This is a genomic window from Mucilaginibacter sp. RCC_168, assembly GCF_041355315.1.
Taxonomy (GTDB): Bacteria; Bacteroidota; Bacteroidia; order Sphingobacteriales; family Sphingobacteriaceae; genus Mucilaginibacter.
This window is the reverse complement of sequence record NZ_JBFUPN010000023.1, coordinates 1-15,437: the sequence shown is the minus strand read 5'-3', so window position 1 is coordinate 15,437 and position 15,437 is coordinate 1. Positions and strand designations below refer to the sequence as shown.

The following is a 15,437-nucleotide window of genomic DNA, read 5'->3' as shown; positions in this document are numbered from 1 at the left end:
TGCCTTAAGCTTTGCGCTTATTCAGCAGGTACAAATTTCAAACACACAGGATTACCGATTTCCAGTTTAAAGCCGGTTGGTGATATACGGCCGGTAGTTTGATCTATCCGGAATACAAAAATGCTGTCGCTGTTTTGATTAGCTACCAGCAGGAATTTACCTGTTGGATCGATAGCAAAGTCACGGGGGTTTTTACCCATGGATGATTGGCGCTGCACAAAAGTAAGTTCGCCGGTTTCCTGGTTAATGGCATATACAATGATCTCGTTGGTTTCTAAACGATTGGATGCGTAGAGGAATTTACCATTTGGCGATATGTGGATGGCAGCTCCCGCGGTTTGCCCCTTGAAACCCTCCGGAAGCAGGGTTATAGTTTGTTTTTGTTTAAGCTTCCCGTTGTCATAATCAAACACGTAAACGTTCGATCCCATTTCGGTGATCAGGTAGGCGTGTTTTTTATCCGGCGAAAAATCCAGGTGGCGCGGACCATCGCCCGGAGTTACGCTTACCGATGTTGGATCGGTTAAGGGTGAACTTTTACCTGAGCGGAAACGATAGATATGTATTTTATCCGTCCCCAGATCATTATACAGCACATATTTCTCATCTGGAGATAGGATACTCATGTGCGCGTGCGGCCCTTCCTGGCGTTCTTTATTAGGACCTGTGCCATCATTTTTCACTGTCTCTACTCCATTGGCTAAAGAGCCATCTTTATTGATAGGCATTACCGTAACCTGCCCGCTTGAATAGTTGGCAATAAAAGCGTTTTTACGCGCCTTATCCACCGCTATATAACAAGGGTCGGCACCGAGAGATGATTGTTTGTTGATAAACTGCATTTTGCCCGTTTTGGCCTCAAATGAAAAGGAGCTTACTTCGCCCTTGGGTAACTCATTTACAGCGTAGATAAACTTATTATCGGCACTTACGGTTACATAGGAAGGGTTTACAACGCCGTCGATCTGACTCAGATAGGCCAGCCTGCCGTTTTCGGCATAAAAGCGGTAAACAGCTATGCCTTTGCTGGTGCCTGTGGTATAGGTACCAATAACGAGGTCATAAGTTGAGGGGCCTTTCTTTTTGTTTTGCTTGCTTTGCGCCTGCACAAACAAAGGCAGCAATAGGACAATGAACAATGCGATTTTTTTCATGAGAGATGAAATTGGGTTACGACCGCAAGTTAATAAAATTGCTAAAAAAATCGTCCTTCATCCAAAGGGCATCAACCCGAAACAAAAACTTTTTAAACCTGTTATTTTAACACTTTTCTGATCAAAAAGCGATAAAAAACACGTTAAAAACCCGTTGAAATTGAATCGAAATCATCGATTTTAACACTTTTTAACAAATTTTTGATGAGTTTTGAAAGCTTTAAAAAGCACCTATTGACATTAAGTATATTTAAACAAAAACAGGGCTAAAAATAGCCCTGTTTTTGTTTTTTCAAAATATATTTTTCCTGAGTCGGCGGATCATCTACACATCTGAAATCTGCATATCCGCACATCTACTAATCTTATTTGATCAGGTGCTTCAGTTGGATAATTTCTTTTTCGTCAAGGAAACGCCATTTGCCGCGGGGCAGGTCTTTCTTGGTGAGGTTGGCATAAACCACCCTGTCGAGTTTTACAACCTCGTAACCCAGGCTTTCAAAAATACGGCGCACCACCCGGTTTTTACCACTGTGTATTTGTATGCCCACTTCTCTTTTTGTGCCGCCGGCTACGTATGATACCGCGTCGGGTTTTATTACGCCGTCTTCCAGTTCAACGCCAAAACCAATTTTGTTCAAATCGCCCTGGGTTAAAGCCTTGCTTAGCTCCACCTGGTATAACTTGCTGATGTTGCTGCGCGGGTGCGACAGCTTGTCGGCCAGTTCACCGTCATTGGTCATTAACAATAAGCCTGTCGTATTCCTGTCTAAACGACCGATAGGGTAAATACGCTCCTTGGTGGCTTTTTCAACCAGGTGCATTACGGTACGGCGTTCCTGCGGATCTTCGGTAGTAGTAATATAGTCTTTTGGCTTATTTAATAACACATAAACCATTTTTTCGCGGCGAAGGGTTTCGCCGTTGTATTTGATATCGTCTTTTGTAGGGTCAACCTTAGCGCCCAGTTCATCAACCACTACACCATTCACCGAAACTACACCGGCAATGATCAACTCATCGGCCTTACGGCGTGAGCAGATACCTGCGTTTGAAATATAACGGTTGAGGCGGATAAGGCTATCGTCTTTGGCTTTTGGCGCAGCGGGGTTTTTACGGCCACGCATGGTTTTAGCAGGAGCATCCTGATCACGTGATGGTTTATCGCGGTACGGTTTATCTTTAAATGAAGCGTCATCGCGTTTTTTAAAGCCACCTTCGGTTGGTCTGTTGCCAAACTTACGGTCGCCGCCTTCGCTAAAACTTCTTTTGGGTTTGCCTTCGGCACCTGCTGATGAGCGGGTACGCGGAGATGAGTATGGCTTTTTGTCGCCGGCTGCACCGCCGCCAAAGCTTCTTTTTGGTCTTTCATCTTCTCCGGATGACGGACGGCCAGAGTATGGCTTCCTGTCGCCAGCGGTATTTGATCCAAAACTTCTTTTCGGTCTTTCTTCATCACCACCGGTTGGCCTGCCAGAGTATGGCTTACTGCGCGGTGAAAATGATGATGAGCTATCACCCGATGGGCGGCCTGAATAAGGTTTTGATCTTCCGCCGGATTTTCTTTCGCCCGACGATGAAGCGCCGTCCCTGAAATTGCTTTTGGGTTTGTCGTCGCTAAACCTGTTGCTCTGAAAAGTTTTGGGTTCGGGTTTGGTGAATTTCTTTTTCTCTCCGTTTGGCGTGGCTTTGCCTTTCGCGGTTGCAGGTCTTTTGGGTTTTTCGTCGCTTCCTGAGCTCCGGCCTGCTGTTCTTTTTGGCTTGTCGTCGCGACTACCGTTTGGTCTCTTAAATACCATATTTTTTTGTTTTGCGCTTTCGCAGCGTGAGGGTCAAAGATACGCTTTTTTGGCAATTTTTAATCAAAAAAAGCAAAAATTTTAATCGGTTCAAAAACCCGGTTTAAACAGTTTTAAAGCCTGTTTTTGGACCGAAAACCACAGCTAAAATTTTTAGTATTTTGCTAAGTATTTGATTATGTGACCTGTATAAACTACCTTTGCTGCACATTTTAACCAAATGTATAGTTAATGATAAAGAAAGAAATGATCAAAAAACACTTAATTACGTGCTCCGTAATGCTGGTGCTGGTTCTCATTTCAAAGCTCAATATTTTCAGCACAACCATCAATGAAAAGGTTGTGAGCACTGGAGATATTAGCCATCGGAACTCGAAATTTATTTTTATAAAAAGCAATGCAAATGCATACAATTTTGCAAACGAAGCTTTACCTGTAAACGATGCGCGGGTGACACGGAAACTGAAAATATCGCTTAAACAGCATAATTTCAAAACCGTTCAGTCAACCATTCTGCATCGCAAAGCCGAAAAATGGTTCCCTGTTATTGAACCGCTTTTGAGGCTTTATGGTATCCCCGATGATTTTAAGTACATCCCGTTGGTGGAGTCGGGCCTTTGCGAAGGCACTTCGCCCAAGGGAGCACGCGGCCTGTGGCAGTTTATGCCGGGTACCGCACGTACTTACGGGCTTAAAGTGGGCCATGGGGTCGACGAGCGCCTTAACCTGCGCAAATCAACCATTGCAGCCTGCAAGTATATCAAAGAACTATACGGTGAGTTTAATAACTGGACACTGGCCGCAGCCGCGTACAATAACGGCTCAATTAAGCTGGAAAGAGCTATTAACAAACAAAATGAAGATAATTACTTCCGCATGAGCCTGAACCGCGAAACCGGTTCATACGTTTACAAGCTTATTGCCATGAAAGCAATTATCCAGCAACCTAAAAAGTACGGGTACGACGATTATTTCGCCATGACCCCGCCTACATCACAATTGCTGAATTTTAATTAATTGATCTTTAATTAATTAAAGAATACATTACGGAGCACCCCGAGTCCTGCTTTCCCAGATGGAAAGCAGGACTTTTTTGTTTTTAATTAGTGGGTTAGTGAATGACTGAATTAGTGATTCGTTAGCGCAAGCGTCCCACGTGTGGGTAACTACAAGCCTATGGTGCGGTGATAACACTACAAGTGTTCGGAAGAATAAATTGCAACATTACATTTTATAAAGTATCTGAAACAAGCTTGCTCCGTTAGGAGCTACCTGTTTATAGCACCGCATCCCCCTCTTTTATGCCTTGTAGAGGCTACCCTTATACAATTTACCTACTCATTTAGGGTTGCACCTACGGAGCAAAAAAATGTTTTGTCTTGTATTTCTACAAACAGGTAGCTCCTAACGGAGCATATCGACAATAAAAATTCTTGTTTACTCCAGTGAGCCAGCACCAACCCTACTGGGGCCAAGTAAAAGACAATCTATCACTTCTAGTTTCCCTTTATTAAAGTTTAGCATATCCCAAATAGTTGCCCCAAAAAATTCCGAATCCGCATATATTGAAAGATAAGATTCTTTACGCTTATCACCATTTGTCTCTTCTTTTGATGCTTCGGTAGGTTGAGAAGTCGGGAAATTACATCCCGCCTGGTAATAATAAAGAACAGGCAGGATGATCGTTTTGTTAGCTTTTTTTACTGCTTCCATCAGCTCCGAATCTTTTTGCAAGGAGTAAACAGCCTTAGTTAAAGCTTCCTTAATAAATGAAATTGAATCTTTGCTAAAATCCAAATCGACGATGTGCCCTTTTTGGTCTACTTTAAACTTTATAAAAACACAAGCACGCCTACACAGTTTTGATACTTCAATAGAATCCGGATGATAATTATGATATATACCATTACCAATATGCGAGCCTATCTGATTAATGGATAACTTATTTGTTTGTGCGGGCAAACTTGCATGGCTTATTAGTATTGTTAAAATAACCAAGTTAATTTTTAAATATTTCATATATGTTATTTAGGGCACGACGATCCAGTAACTCCTGCTCGTTCTAATTCATAGTTTCCTAATGCATCTGTTACGCCATAACTTTTCAATAGATCTATATACCTATCATCCTTAATTCCTTTAGGATAAACATCTGCAATTCCATTTAATATAATTGCATTAGCGGCATCAGTATCCATAGATGGATATATTTGCTGTACAAATCCCCTTATATCATCTACATACTTTTTCGCAATTTCCTTGTGTTGTTGAAACTGTTGCATAAAATATTGATTATTATAATTCATATAGGCATGTAGAATCTCGTGTACTGAAATGATGGTTTTAAATTCCATACTTGCATCTTTTATTTGAGCTAAATTCAGACTGATAGTTTCATTAAAAACTCCATTATTTGTTGTGGGAATTTCTGATTTAGCTGGTTTTGCGTTAGGGTCATTGAACTCTTGAAACGTTATATTAACCTTATCACTACTATTAAAAACATCATTAATAATTGAAGCAATTCTTCCAGTTAAATTTTTGTCGATCATTACGTTTAATGCTGTTTTCAAACAAGGATCTTTCACATTATTGGTGATAACGGTAGGTGTCTCAACATAACAAGGCCCTTGTGGCGGCGGGAATCCATCACCACCATCTGGAGGCACATCATTTACGGTTAGTTTTCCGCTTGAATTAATGATAGGAACAGGGCCTGGATGAACAGCATCATTACAAGGTGGCGGTGGAGTTGCTGAAGATGAGCCTCCATCACCAGGGCCGCTACCGCCCCCCCGCCTGAGCTCCCGCCGATATCACCCGATCCGGTTCCAGGACCACTCGCCCCGCCATCACCGCTCGAGCATAAGGTAAAAAGATAGATCATTACACCGGGGTCGCTGGTTAACCAATAATCATAGCAATCCTCAGACATTGGTTTTAACTTTGAAGTACCTACATTTTGTACTTTTACTCCGGATGAAATGCCCGGATTTCCCGGCACAACAATATGCCCATCTTTATAGCGCCAACCTCCAATATATTTACCATTTGGGGTAAAATATAGCACCAGACCACTGTAATTGGCATCACGTTTATTGTATTTATTGCGATCAAGCTTGCTCAGATCATTTTTCAGATAGGCCGAATCGGCAATCAGGGTCATAACATAGGCGTCATAACCACTGCCGTTATTTATTAAAATAAACGAGCTTCGGCTATAAGTATTATTACTGCTGCGGCCGGTAGTCATATTTTTTATAGCCGGGTTAAATTTTGATGAGGGATCCAAAGGCAATTCAATTACTTTTTTGTTGAACCGGGCATAACTGGCATTGTGCTGCCAGTCGGGCTTAATAATCTGACTTAGGTCAGAATTTGTACCTGTGGCCTGGATACTGGTCTTAGTACTACTTCTGGGGTGCTTTCGTACCAGCTTTTAGCCTGTGCAATGACCGGATCCGATATAGTATTTTGTTGATCTGTGTGCAGATCTTTTTTACAGCTGTTAATTATAACTGCAAGTAAACAGAAGGCGACAAGTAATAGCAATGACGCTTTTTTTAACATAGGTTTAGGCATAGGGTCTGAAATTTTATTTCCTAACTAAATAATATACCTAATATGTAGTTAATATTTTAGCGAAGCAATAGGTGAAAACACCGATATGTGAAGCATGAAAACCTCTAAAGGGCGGACGCCCGGGCTTTAATGATTTTTGAGGGGGGCTATATAACCCGAGGTGAAATGTTTATAGGTTAAATCCCAACAGCAAAGCCCCCTCCCGCCCGCTATAAATGAGGCAACAAGTTAACACTTTGTCACAATATCAATATCTTGAGCCGGTGGGTAAATCAAATTTCGTAGTTTAGCGGCGCCCTTAATGTCACTCAAATGTTCTGGAAACATACCGCCTCTTTTATCCTTAAAAACAGACTCATCGTACTTATCTGCGTTTTGGCACTGAGTGCTTTTATGGGTTTTGAAGCGTCGAAAGTAAAAATAACCTTTAACGGAGGTAAAGTACTGCCTGTTACCGATTCGGCCTATATCCGCTATAATCAGTTTAAACAAACCTTTGGCCAGGATGCCTCATCGATGGTTTTGGGGATCAAATCTGAGAAGATATTTGATAAAGATGTGTTTAATGACTGGTTCCTGATAGGCACCCAGCTTAAACAGATCAAAGGAGTTAAAGCCGTGGTTTCGGCAGCTAATGTGTACAATTTAGAAAAAGATACCCTGCAGCATCGTTTTATAGTAAAACCGCTGGTTACCGGCGTACTGCCTTCTGCGGAGGCGGTTGATAGCGTAAAGCAGCAGCTTTTAAACCTTCCATTTTATAAAGGGTTGGTGCTAAGCAACGATGGCAAATCAACCTTAATGGCGATCACTTTTGACGATAAGATCATCAATACGCCCAAACGTGTGCCTATCATCAACAAAATGCTTAAGCTGGGGCACGCTTTTGAGCAGAAGCATGGCATCAAGGTACATTACTCGGGCCTGCCGCTCATCCGTACCGTTGTGGGCGACCTGGTGGCACATGAGTTTTCCATGTTCCTGGGGCTTTCTATATTGATCACGGCTGTTATTCTGCTTATCTTTTTCCGGTCGTTTTTCCCGGTGATATTCCCGGTGCTTATTGTGGTGCTGGGCGTAGTATGGAGTTTGGGCATTTTGTATATGATGCATTATGAAATGACCATTTTAACCGGCATCATTCCGCCGCTGGTGGTGGTTATCGGCATCCCGAACACTATTTTTATCCTCAATAAATATTATCACGAGTTTGACATATCGGGCAATAAAATGGAGGCCCTTGCCATCGCGCTCGAAAAGGCTGGTATCACCACTTTTATAGCCAACATTACTACTGCTATTGGTTTTGGTGTATTGTGCTTTACCAACAGCGAACTGCTTACCCAGTTTGGTTTGGTAGCTTCGCTGGGCATCCTGTCTACCTTTGCTTTGAGTTTGATATTGGTACCTATTGTATTCAGCTACCTGCCCGCTCCAAAAGCAAAACAAACCGGTATTAAGGATAGTAAATGGATGAAAGCCTTATTGATTAAGCTGGATACCCTGGTTCATCAAAAAAGGAAAATTATCTATATTACCACACTGGTGCTGGTGGCTATTTCGGCCGTGGGCATTTATCGTATCAATATTAATGGTTATGTGGTTGATGACTTGCCGCAGCATAACAATACGCTGGAGGATCTGAAGTTTTTTGAATCGAACTTTAACGGGGTACTGCCTTTGGAGGTAAGTATCGATACCAAACGAAAAAATGGTGTGGTGAACCAAACGGTGATCCGCAAGGTAGAAAAACTGGAAAAGCTGATCTCCTCGTATCCGCAATTCAGCCGTTCTATTTCTCTCATCCAGGTATTAAAATTCTCAACCCAGGCGTTTTATGGCGGCAGTCCGGAGTACTATCGTTTGCCCGACGGTTTGGAGCAGAATTTCATCCTAAACTACGCCGCCAATTCGGGCAAAAGCTCGTCGGGCGCGCTGAATACCTACCTGGATAAAGATCACCGCATAACCCGGGTAACCTTTGAGATGGTTGATGCCGGCTCCAAAAAAATGAACGTGGTACTTGCCGAACTACAACCCCGTATCGACTCGATATTTAACCCCAAAAAGTTTCATGTGGAGCTTACCGGCTCCAGCATCATTTTTATAAAAGGCACCAATTACCTGCTTACAAACCTGTACGAAAGCCTGGCCTGGGCTATTGTATTGATAGCCGGGGTGATGTGGATATTGTTTAGGGGGGTGAAAATGATAGCCATTTCGCTGGTGCCCAACCTGGTGCCGCTCATCATTACAGCAGGTATCATGGGCTTTTTTGGTATCCCGCTTAAACCATCAACCATACTGATATTCAGTATAGCGATGGGAATCTCGTCCGATCAAACTATTTATTTTATTACCCGTTACCGTCATGAGTTACGCTATACCCGTAAAGGGATATCACGTATAGTGTCGGATACTATCCGCGAAACCGGTGTGAGCATGATATTTATCGCGACGGTATTGTTTTTTGGTTTCGGCATATTCGCGGTATCCAAATTTGGCGGAACCGTAGCATTGGGGATTTTGTTATCCATAACATTGCTGGTGGCTATGATCAGCAATCTTACGCTGCTTCCTGCTTTTTTACTGAGCCTGGATGGCGGTGTTGACCGAAAGAAAATAAAAGGACCGGATATTGAGGAGTAGCCTCACCCTGGCCCTCTCCAAAGAGTAATAGCCCGTGAAAAGGCGGAGTTTAAACTTACAAGGTTAAAACAAGTCGCATAGCCGACTCACCCGGTCTACGCTTCGCTGGACCACCCTCTCTACGGCTTTGCCGCAAAGAGGGTAAAGAAACCCCTCTCTACGCTGCGCGTAGAGAGGGGTGACGAGCGCAGCGATGTCGGGGTGAGTCGATATTGCGTTTGATTTTTATAAACATGCTAATTAACTAAAAGAACCCTCTCCTTCGGGGAGGGCAGGGAGGGGTATTATGGATCTGAAACTCAACAACAAAGTAGCTGTAGTATTAGCAGCCAGCAAAGGATTAGGTAAAGCAGTAGCCACAGCTTTATCTGCCGAAGGAGCAAAAGTGATCATTGGATCGCGCGATGGGGCGGAGCTGAATAAAACCGCTGCCGAAATAAAACATATCACCGGCAATGAGGTGATCGCTATACCTGTTGATGTGTCCAGGGCCGACGAGATAGAAGCGTTCGTTAGCAAAGCCGCAAACGCTTTCGGGCGGATTGATATATTGCTGAACAATGCCGGTGGTCCTCCCTTTGATAAATTCGAGAACTTTGACGATGAACAATGGCAAAAAGCCTTTGACCTTAATTTGCTGAGCGTTGCCCGCCTGAGCAGGCTGGTATTGCCGCATATGCGAAAAACAGGCAGCGGGCGTATCATTAACATTGTGAGTGTTTCGGTAAAGGCGGTGCTGGGCGGCTCGGTGCTGTCAACCACTATGCGGATGGGCGTGGTGGGGATGGCCAAATTGATGGCAGATGAATTTGGTCCGTACAATATCACCGTAAATAATGTGGCCCCGGGACTGATCCTGACCGACAGGATAAAACATACGCTGCCAAAAGACATAGACCCCGAGCAGGCGATTAAAGACAGGGCTAAAAGCATCCCGCTTGGGCGTCTCGGTAAACCCGAAGAACTGGCCGCACTGGTTACCTTCCTGGCATCGGAGCAGGCGGCTTACATCACCGGCACAACTATACAGGTTGATGGTGGGGCGAGCAGGAGTATCTTTTAATTCAGCGCTTGTTCGTTTTTGGCGGACTTGCCTTTTTTAAAAATCGATATCAGCCCTCCTATAAACGTAACAGCGGTAAGGCCCATCACAAGGCTGGCCCATTTGTCGGTGGTTGAGTGATCTGCGCTTTGCAGACTGATGATTAAAGCGGTGATAAATACAATTCCCGAAATAATGATATATATTTTAGATCTCATTTGGTGCTTTTATAAGTATGTATAAAGATATAATTTTATTGTCGCTTAAAAAATAGCAGGTCAGGCGCCTTTTTTTGTTTCGCGCAGATAATCAATAATCAATGTGATAATACTAATGATACCGGCTATGGTTAAGCCCAGCGCGGCGCCCTGAACCAGGTCTTTCCACTTGGAATGGTATAAGGCAGGGATAGCCATTGACGCCGAAAACAGGATCACGGCAACCAACAACATCAATACCGTACGCCTTACTTTATTTTTCATTCGTCCAAATTAAAAAAATCATTTATAATTTCCGTATTTTTGCAACCTCTAAAATTGAGGTGAACTATATACATGTATAAGGAATATAAGCAGTTAAACTTATCGCAAACAGGCAAAGAGATACTGGAGTTTTGGAAGCAGAACAACATATTTGGCAAAAGTATCAGCAGTCGTCCGGCAAGTAACCCCTACACGTTTTACGAAGGGCCGCCGAGCGCTAATGGTATGCCCGGTATTCACCATGTGATGGCGCGTTCTATCAAAGATATTTTTTGCCGTTATAAAACGCTAAAAGGTTTCCAGGTAAAGCGCAAAGGCGGCTGGGATACCCATGGCCTGCCTATTGAGCTTGCCGTTGAAAAAGCTTTAGGGATAACCAAGGATGATATTGGTAAAAAGATAAGCGTTAAGGATTATAACGATGCCTGCCGCAAGGAAGTAATGCGCTATACCGACGTTTGGAACGACCTGACCGAAAAAATGGGTTATTGGGTTGACCTTGACGACCCGTATGTTACCTACGAAAACGAATATATTGAAAGCCTTTGGTGGATCCTGAAGGAGTTTTATAAAAATGATCTTTTATACAAAGGTTATACGGTACAACCTTATTCGCCAAAATCAGGTACCGGCTTAAGCTCGCATGAGCTCAACCAGCCGGGGACTTATAAAATGGTAAAGGACACTTCGATTGTGGCCCAGTTCCATTTAAAGAACGACCAGCAGCACCCCCTGATCCCTATTTTATTTGAGGATGTAAATGAGGATACCGCGATACTGGCATGGACCACCACTCCATGGACACTGCCATCAAACTGCGCGCTGGCCATTGGCGAAAATATCGACTATGTAAAGATCCGCACTTTTAATCCTTACACTTATGAGCCGGTTAGTGTAGTACTGGCCAAAGCATTGGTTGGCAAATACTTTAAAGCTGAAGGCGAAAACACATCATTCCAGGATTATAAGGGTGGTGATAAGGTTATCCCCTGGGAAGTAAGAGCTGAGTTTAAAGGCGTTGAGCTGATCGGTTTGCGTTATCACCAGCTGATGCCTTATGTGAGCAATGAGAACCTGGAGAAAAACGCCTTCCGCGTGATCCCTGCCGACTTTGTAACTACCGAAGACGGTACAGGTATAGTACACACCGCTTCTGTTTTTGGCGCGGATGACTTCAGGGCCTGTAAAGAACAAAATGTACCATCGGTGATGGTATTGGATGAAACAGGCAAAGAAGTTCCACTGGTTAACAAACAAGGTCGTTTTGTTGATGAAGTGACCGATTTTGCAGGTCGCTATGTAAAAGAAGAATACTATAGTGATGCAGAGCGTGCCGAGCCAGGTTTTAAGGCAACGGATGTACTGATCTCTATTAAACTGAAAGAAGATAATAAAGCGTTTGACGTAAAGAAATATGAGCACAGCTACCCGCACTCATGGCGCTCAGACGAGCCGATATTATATTACCCGCTCGATAGCTGGTTTATCCGTACCACCGCGGTAAAGGATAAAATGGTGGAGCTGAACAAAACCATCAACTGGAAACCGGAATCAACCGGAACAGGTCGGTTTGGTAACTGGCTCGAAAACCTGGTGGACTGGAACCTGTCGCGTTCACGCTACTGGGGTACACCATTACCTATCTGGCGCGAGGAAAATGGCTCAGAAGAAAAATGTATAGGTTCTATAGCAGAGCTGAACGCCGAGATCGAAAAGTCGATAGCCGCAGGCTTTATGCCCGCAGGCTTTAAGCTGGAAGATATGCACCGCCCGTATGTGGATGATGTGATCCTGACTTCGGCTGCCGGCAATAAAATGTTCCGCGAGCCCGATCTGATTGACGTTTGGTTCGATTCGGGCGCTATGCCATATGCGCAATGGCACTTTCCTTTTGAAAACAAGGAAGAGTTTGCTGCCGCCTACCCGGCCGATTTTATTGCCGAAGGGGTTGACCAAACGCGCGGCTGGTTCTTTACCCTGCACGCCATAGCCGTAATGCTGAGCGAATGCAGCGACGAGGTAAAGGCGGTAAATGCTAAGGTGGGTAACAAAGGTATCGCGTTCAAAAACGTGGTTTCAAACGGTTTGGTGCTGGATAAAAACGGCAACAAAATGTCAAAGCGTTTGGGCAATGCCGTTGATCCATTCCTGACCATTGAACAATATGGCGCTGATGCGGCCCGCTGGTACATGATCAGCAATGCCGCGCCGTGGGATAACCTGAAATTTAACGAAGAAGGTATTGATGAGGTGCGTCGTAAGTTTTTTGGTACGCTGTACAATTCTTACTCGTTCTTTGTACTGTACGCCAATATCGATCAGTTTAAATACAGTGAGCCCGAGATAGCATTGGCGCAACGCCCGGAAATTGATCGTTGGGTGATATCACTACTCAATACCCTGAGCCGCGAGGTTGATGGTTTTTATGCCGATTATGAGCCAACCAAAGCTGCCCGTGCTATACAGGAATTTGTCGATGCGCATTTCAGCAACTGGTATATCCGTTTAAGCCGCCGCCGTTTCTGGAAATCAGATAATTCCGACGATAAGTTGTCGGCTTACCAAACATTATATACCTGCTTAATTACCATCAGTAAATTAATGGCGCCGATAGCGCCGTTCTTTGCCGATAGTTTATATAAAGATCTGAACAAGGTTACCGGTAAAGAGGAATTTGAATCGGTACACCTGGCGTATTTCCCAAGCTACCATGATGAACTGGTTGATGCCGACCTGGAAGAGCGTATGCAGCTGGCACAGGATGTATCGTCGTTGGTGTTATCATTACGTAAAAAGATCGAGATCCCTGTTCGCAGGCCCCTCAGCAAAATATTATTACCTATATTGGACAAGGGCTTTAAGCAACATGTGGAGCAGGTAAAGGAATTGATATTGTCTGAAACCAACATCAAGGATATTGAGTACATTACCGACACTGCAGGCTTCATTAAAAAGAAAATAAAACCAAACTTTAAGGCGCTGGGCCAAAAAGTAGGGAAGGATATGAAGGCTGTGGCCGAGGCTATAAATAATTTTACACAGGATGACATAACCAGGCTGGAAAGCGATGGCGGTGTTAATGTACTTGAAAACAAGTACTTAATACAGGTTGCAGATGTAGAAATTATTGCAGAAGATGTTCCCGGATGGCAAGTTGCAAATTTAGGAAAACTAACTGTGGCTTTAGATGTTACCATAACCAATGAATTAAAAGAGGAGGGGATTGCGAGAGAGTTGATAAACCGTATCCAGAACCTGCGTAAAACGAAAGGTTTTGAGGTTACTGATAAAATTGACGTTCGCATTAGCGAACATCCTTATATCAGCGAAGCGGTAAAAAATAATTTATCCTATATTTGCGCCGAAATTTTAGCAGACAGCATAGTGCTTGACGCTCAGTTACATGAAGGTGACAAAGTAGAGATTGACGGAAATGAAATTTTTATTGTTATTAGTAAAGTATAAATGAAAGTAGAAAACGAAAAAACCAGATATTCTGAATCAGACCTGCAAGAGTTTAAAACTCTTATTCTTGATAAACTGCGTATTGCCAAAGAAGAGTTAAACTCGCTGGCAACTTCGTTAAGCTCGCCAAACGCGAACGGAACTGATGATACTGCCGGTACTTATAAAACACTGGAAGATGGCTCGGCCACACTGGAAAAAGAACAGATTAACCAGTTAGCCGCTCGTCAGAAAAAATTTATTGACCAGTTAGAAGCCGCCCTGGTGCGTATTGAAAATAAAACTTATGGTATTTGCCGCGAAACCGGTAAACTGATACCAAAGGAGCGTTTGCGCGCCGTGCCGCACACTACCCTGACCATGGAAGCTAAATTAAAGCAATAAATGAAGGCTGCTTATACCAAACCTTTTCTAACGGCTATATTTATTGTTCTTTTTGACCAGATCATTAAAACCTGGGTAAGGTCACATATGATCATGGGTGAAGAGATCCATTTTTTTGGGAGCCATGGTATGCTGCGCTATACCGAAAACAACGGTATGGCATTTGGTATAGAATGGGGAGGAGATGCAGGTAAACTGGCACTGACGCTGTTTCGCATTTTTGCGGTATGCGGTATTGTTTATACGCTTATTTACTTAATAAAGCATAAATATCACCGCGGCCTCATCATGAATGTGGCGCTTATTTTGGCCGGTGCCGTAGGAAATATCGTCGACTCGACCTTTTATGGTATCATGTACAATTATGCCCCCTTATTTCATGGGCGCGTGGTTGATATGTTTTACTTCCCATTGTTCCAGGGTACATTCCCGGCTTGGGTACCTGTTTGGGGTAATGAACCGTTTGAGTTTTTCAGACCAATATTTAACCTGGCCGATGCCTCTATTTGTGTAGGTGTTATTATGATCCTGATATTTCAGAAACACTATTTCAAACATGAAGTACCCGAAGTGAACAGCCCTAACAGTGAAATGGTAGAAGAATAGAGATTTAAATTTTACTAAGAATATGAAAGGCCGCTTAACGCGGCTTTTTTGTTATTTATATCTCTAATAATTTCATTTCGACCGGAGGGAGAAATCTTTTGCGCTCAATTACTTCGCGTAGAAGATCTCTCCTCGTACCTTCGAGATGACAACAAGGAGGTAAAAAAAAGGCGGAGCCGTGCGATTCCCTCCCTCAAGAGAGTAATAGCCCATCAAATGACAGGAGGGGTAGCCCGCTACGGGGCACACCAAATTTTTACAATTATTTTCTACA

Annotated in this window: 13 protein-coding genes; 6 read left to right on the top strand and 7 right to left on the bottom strand. The window is 43.4% G+C overall.

Annotated features, from left to right (window positions below; translation table 11 throughout):
* Positions 1–17: 17 nt before the first annotated feature.
* Both AB6735_RS20910 and AB6735_RS20905 read right to left on the bottom strand, forming a co-directional pair.
* Positions 18–1,154: a lactonase family protein gene (locus AB6735_RS20910; protein ID WP_370998004.1), complete on the bottom strand. Its 1,137-nt coding sequence runs from the start codon at positions 1,152–1,154 to the stop codon at positions 18–20.
* Positions 1,155–1,519: 365 nt separating this feature from the next.
* Positions 1,520–2,953 (bottom strand): pseudouridine synthase, encoded by a 1,434-nt coding sequence (locus AB6735_RS20905; RefSeq protein ID WP_370998003.1) that lies wholly within the window; start codon positions 2,951–2,953, stop codon positions 1,520–1,522.
* 231 nt (positions 2,954–3,184) lie between these two features.
* Here AB6735_RS20905 and AB6735_RS20900 point away from each other — a divergent pair, with 231 nt between their 5' ends.
* Positions 3,185–3,970: a lytic transglycosylase domain-containing protein gene (locus AB6735_RS20900; RefSeq protein ID WP_370998002.1), complete on the top strand. Its 786-nt coding sequence runs from the start codon at positions 3,185–3,187 to the stop codon at positions 3,968–3,970.
* A 420-nt stretch (positions 3,971–4,390) separates the two neighbouring features.
* Here AB6735_RS20900 and AB6735_RS20895 read toward each other — a convergent pair whose 3' ends face one another.
* From AB6735_RS20895 to AB6735_RS20885, 3 genes are read right to left on the bottom strand one after another with little or no spacing between them, the layout of a single operon-like run.
* Entirely contained in the window at positions 4,391–4,972 is a 582-nt protein-coding gene (locus tag AB6735_RS20895) for a hypothetical protein (RefSeq protein ID WP_370998001.1), read from the bottom strand.
* A 5-nt stretch (positions 4,973–4,977) separates the two neighbouring features.
* On the bottom strand, positions 4,978–5,622 hold the full coding sequence (locus AB6735_RS20890) for a hypothetical protein (protein WP_370998000.1): 645 nt from the start codon (positions 5,620–5,622) through the stop codon (positions 4,978–4,980).
* Between the two features lie 11 nt (positions 5,623–5,633).
* Positions 5,634–6,251 carry a hypothetical protein gene (locus AB6735_RS20885; protein ID WP_370997999.1) on the bottom strand — a complete coding sequence of 206 codons (618 nt, stop codon included), beginning with the start codon at positions 6,249–6,251 and terminating at the stop codon, positions 5,634–5,636.
* 596 nt (positions 6,252–6,847) lie between these two features.
* Here AB6735_RS20885 and AB6735_RS20880 point away from each other — a divergent pair.
* Both AB6735_RS20880 and AB6735_RS20875 read left to right on the top strand, forming a co-directional pair.
* Positions 6,848–9,184 (top strand): RND family transporter, encoded by a 2,337-nt coding sequence (locus AB6735_RS20880; protein ID WP_370997998.1) that lies wholly within the window; start codon positions 6,848–6,850, stop codon positions 9,182–9,184.
* 286 nt (positions 9,185–9,470) lie between these two features.
* Positions 9,471–10,247, top strand: coding sequence for an SDR family oxidoreductase (locus AB6735_RS20875; protein ID WP_370997997.1), 777 nt, complete (start codon positions 9,471–9,473; stop codon positions 10,245–10,247).
* Here AB6735_RS20875 and AB6735_RS20870 read toward each other — a convergent pair.
* Together AB6735_RS20870 and AB6735_RS20865 are read right to left on the bottom strand one after the other, a co-directional pair.
* Complete coding sequence (locus AB6735_RS20870) at positions 10,244–10,444, bottom strand: hypothetical protein (protein ID WP_370997995.1); 201 nt, start codon at positions 10,442–10,444, stop codon at positions 10,244–10,246. The genes AB6735_RS20875 and AB6735_RS20870 overlap by 4 nt on opposite strands.
* A 60-nt stretch (positions 10,445–10,504) precedes the next feature.
* On the bottom strand, positions 10,505–10,708 hold the full coding sequence (locus AB6735_RS20865; RefSeq protein ID WP_370997994.1) for a hypothetical protein: 204 nt from the start codon (positions 10,706–10,708) through the stop codon (positions 10,505–10,507).
* A gap of 72 nt (positions 10,709–10,780) precedes the next feature.
* On the opposite strand from AB6735_RS20865, the gene ileS reads away from it, so the two are divergent.
* The 3 genes from ileS to AB6735_RS20850 are packed head-to-tail and all read left to right on the top strand — an operon-like array spanning position 10,781 to position 15,163.
* A complete protein-coding gene (gene ileS / locus AB6735_RS20860) occupies positions 10,781–14,173 on the top strand; it encodes an isoleucine--tRNA ligase (RefSeq protein WP_370997993.1) in 3,393 nt (1,130 codons plus the stop codon).
* Positions 14,174–14,557, top strand: a complete 384-nt coding sequence (locus AB6735_RS20855) for a TraR/DksA C4-type zinc finger protein (protein WP_166092596.1) — start codon at positions 14,174–14,176, stop codon at positions 14,555–14,557. It abuts the gene before it with no gap.
* Complete coding sequence (locus AB6735_RS20850) at positions 14,558–15,163, top strand: lipoprotein signal peptidase (RefSeq protein WP_370997992.1); 606 nt, start codon at positions 14,558–14,560, stop codon at positions 15,161–15,163.
* Positions 15,164–15,437 lie beyond the last annotated feature (274 nt).

Excerpts from the sequence above, each read along its gene's own strand:
- AB6735_RS20880 (WP_370997998.1), top strand. The coding sequence starts at position 6,848 with ATGTTCTGGAAACATACCGCCTCTTTTATCCTTAAAAACAGACTCATC.
- AB6735_RS20875 (WP_370997997.1), top strand. The coding sequence starts at position 9,471 with ATGGATCTGAAACTCAACAACAAAGTAGCTGTAGTATTAGCAGCCAGC.
- ileS (WP_370997993.1), top strand. The coding sequence starts at position 10,781 with ATGTATAAGGAATATAAGCAGTTAAACTTATCGCAAACAGGCAAAGAG.
- AB6735_RS20905 (WP_370998003.1), bottom strand. The coding sequence starts at position 2,953 with ATGGTATTTAAGAGACCAAACGGTAGTCGCGACGACAAGCCAAAAAGA.
- AB6735_RS20910 (WP_370998004.1), bottom strand. The coding sequence starts at position 1,154 with ATGAAAAAAATCGCATTGTTCATTGTCCTATTGCTGCCTTTGTTTGTG.
- AB6735_RS20900 (WP_370998002.1), top strand. The coding sequence starts at position 3,185 with ATGATAAAGAAAGAAATGATCAAAAAACACTTAATTACGTGCTCCGTA.
- AB6735_RS20865 (WP_370997994.1), bottom strand. The coding sequence starts at position 10,708 with ATGAAAAATAAAGTAAGGCGTACGGTATTGATGTTGTTGGTTGCCGTG.
- AB6735_RS20895 (WP_370998001.1), bottom strand. The coding sequence starts at position 4,972 with ATGAAATATTTAAAAATTAACTTGGTTATTTTAACAATACTAATAAGC.
- AB6735_RS20855 (WP_166092596.1), top strand. The coding sequence starts at position 14,174 with ATGAAAGTAGAAAACGAAAAAACCAGATATTCTGAATCAGACCTGCAA.
- AB6735_RS20850 (WP_370997992.1), top strand. The coding sequence starts at position 14,558 with ATGAAGGCTGCTTATACCAAACCTTTTCTAACGGCTATATTTATTGTT.
- AB6735_RS20870 (WP_370997995.1), bottom strand. The coding sequence starts at position 10,444 with ATGAGATCTAAAATATATATCATTATTTCGGGAATTGTATTTATCACC.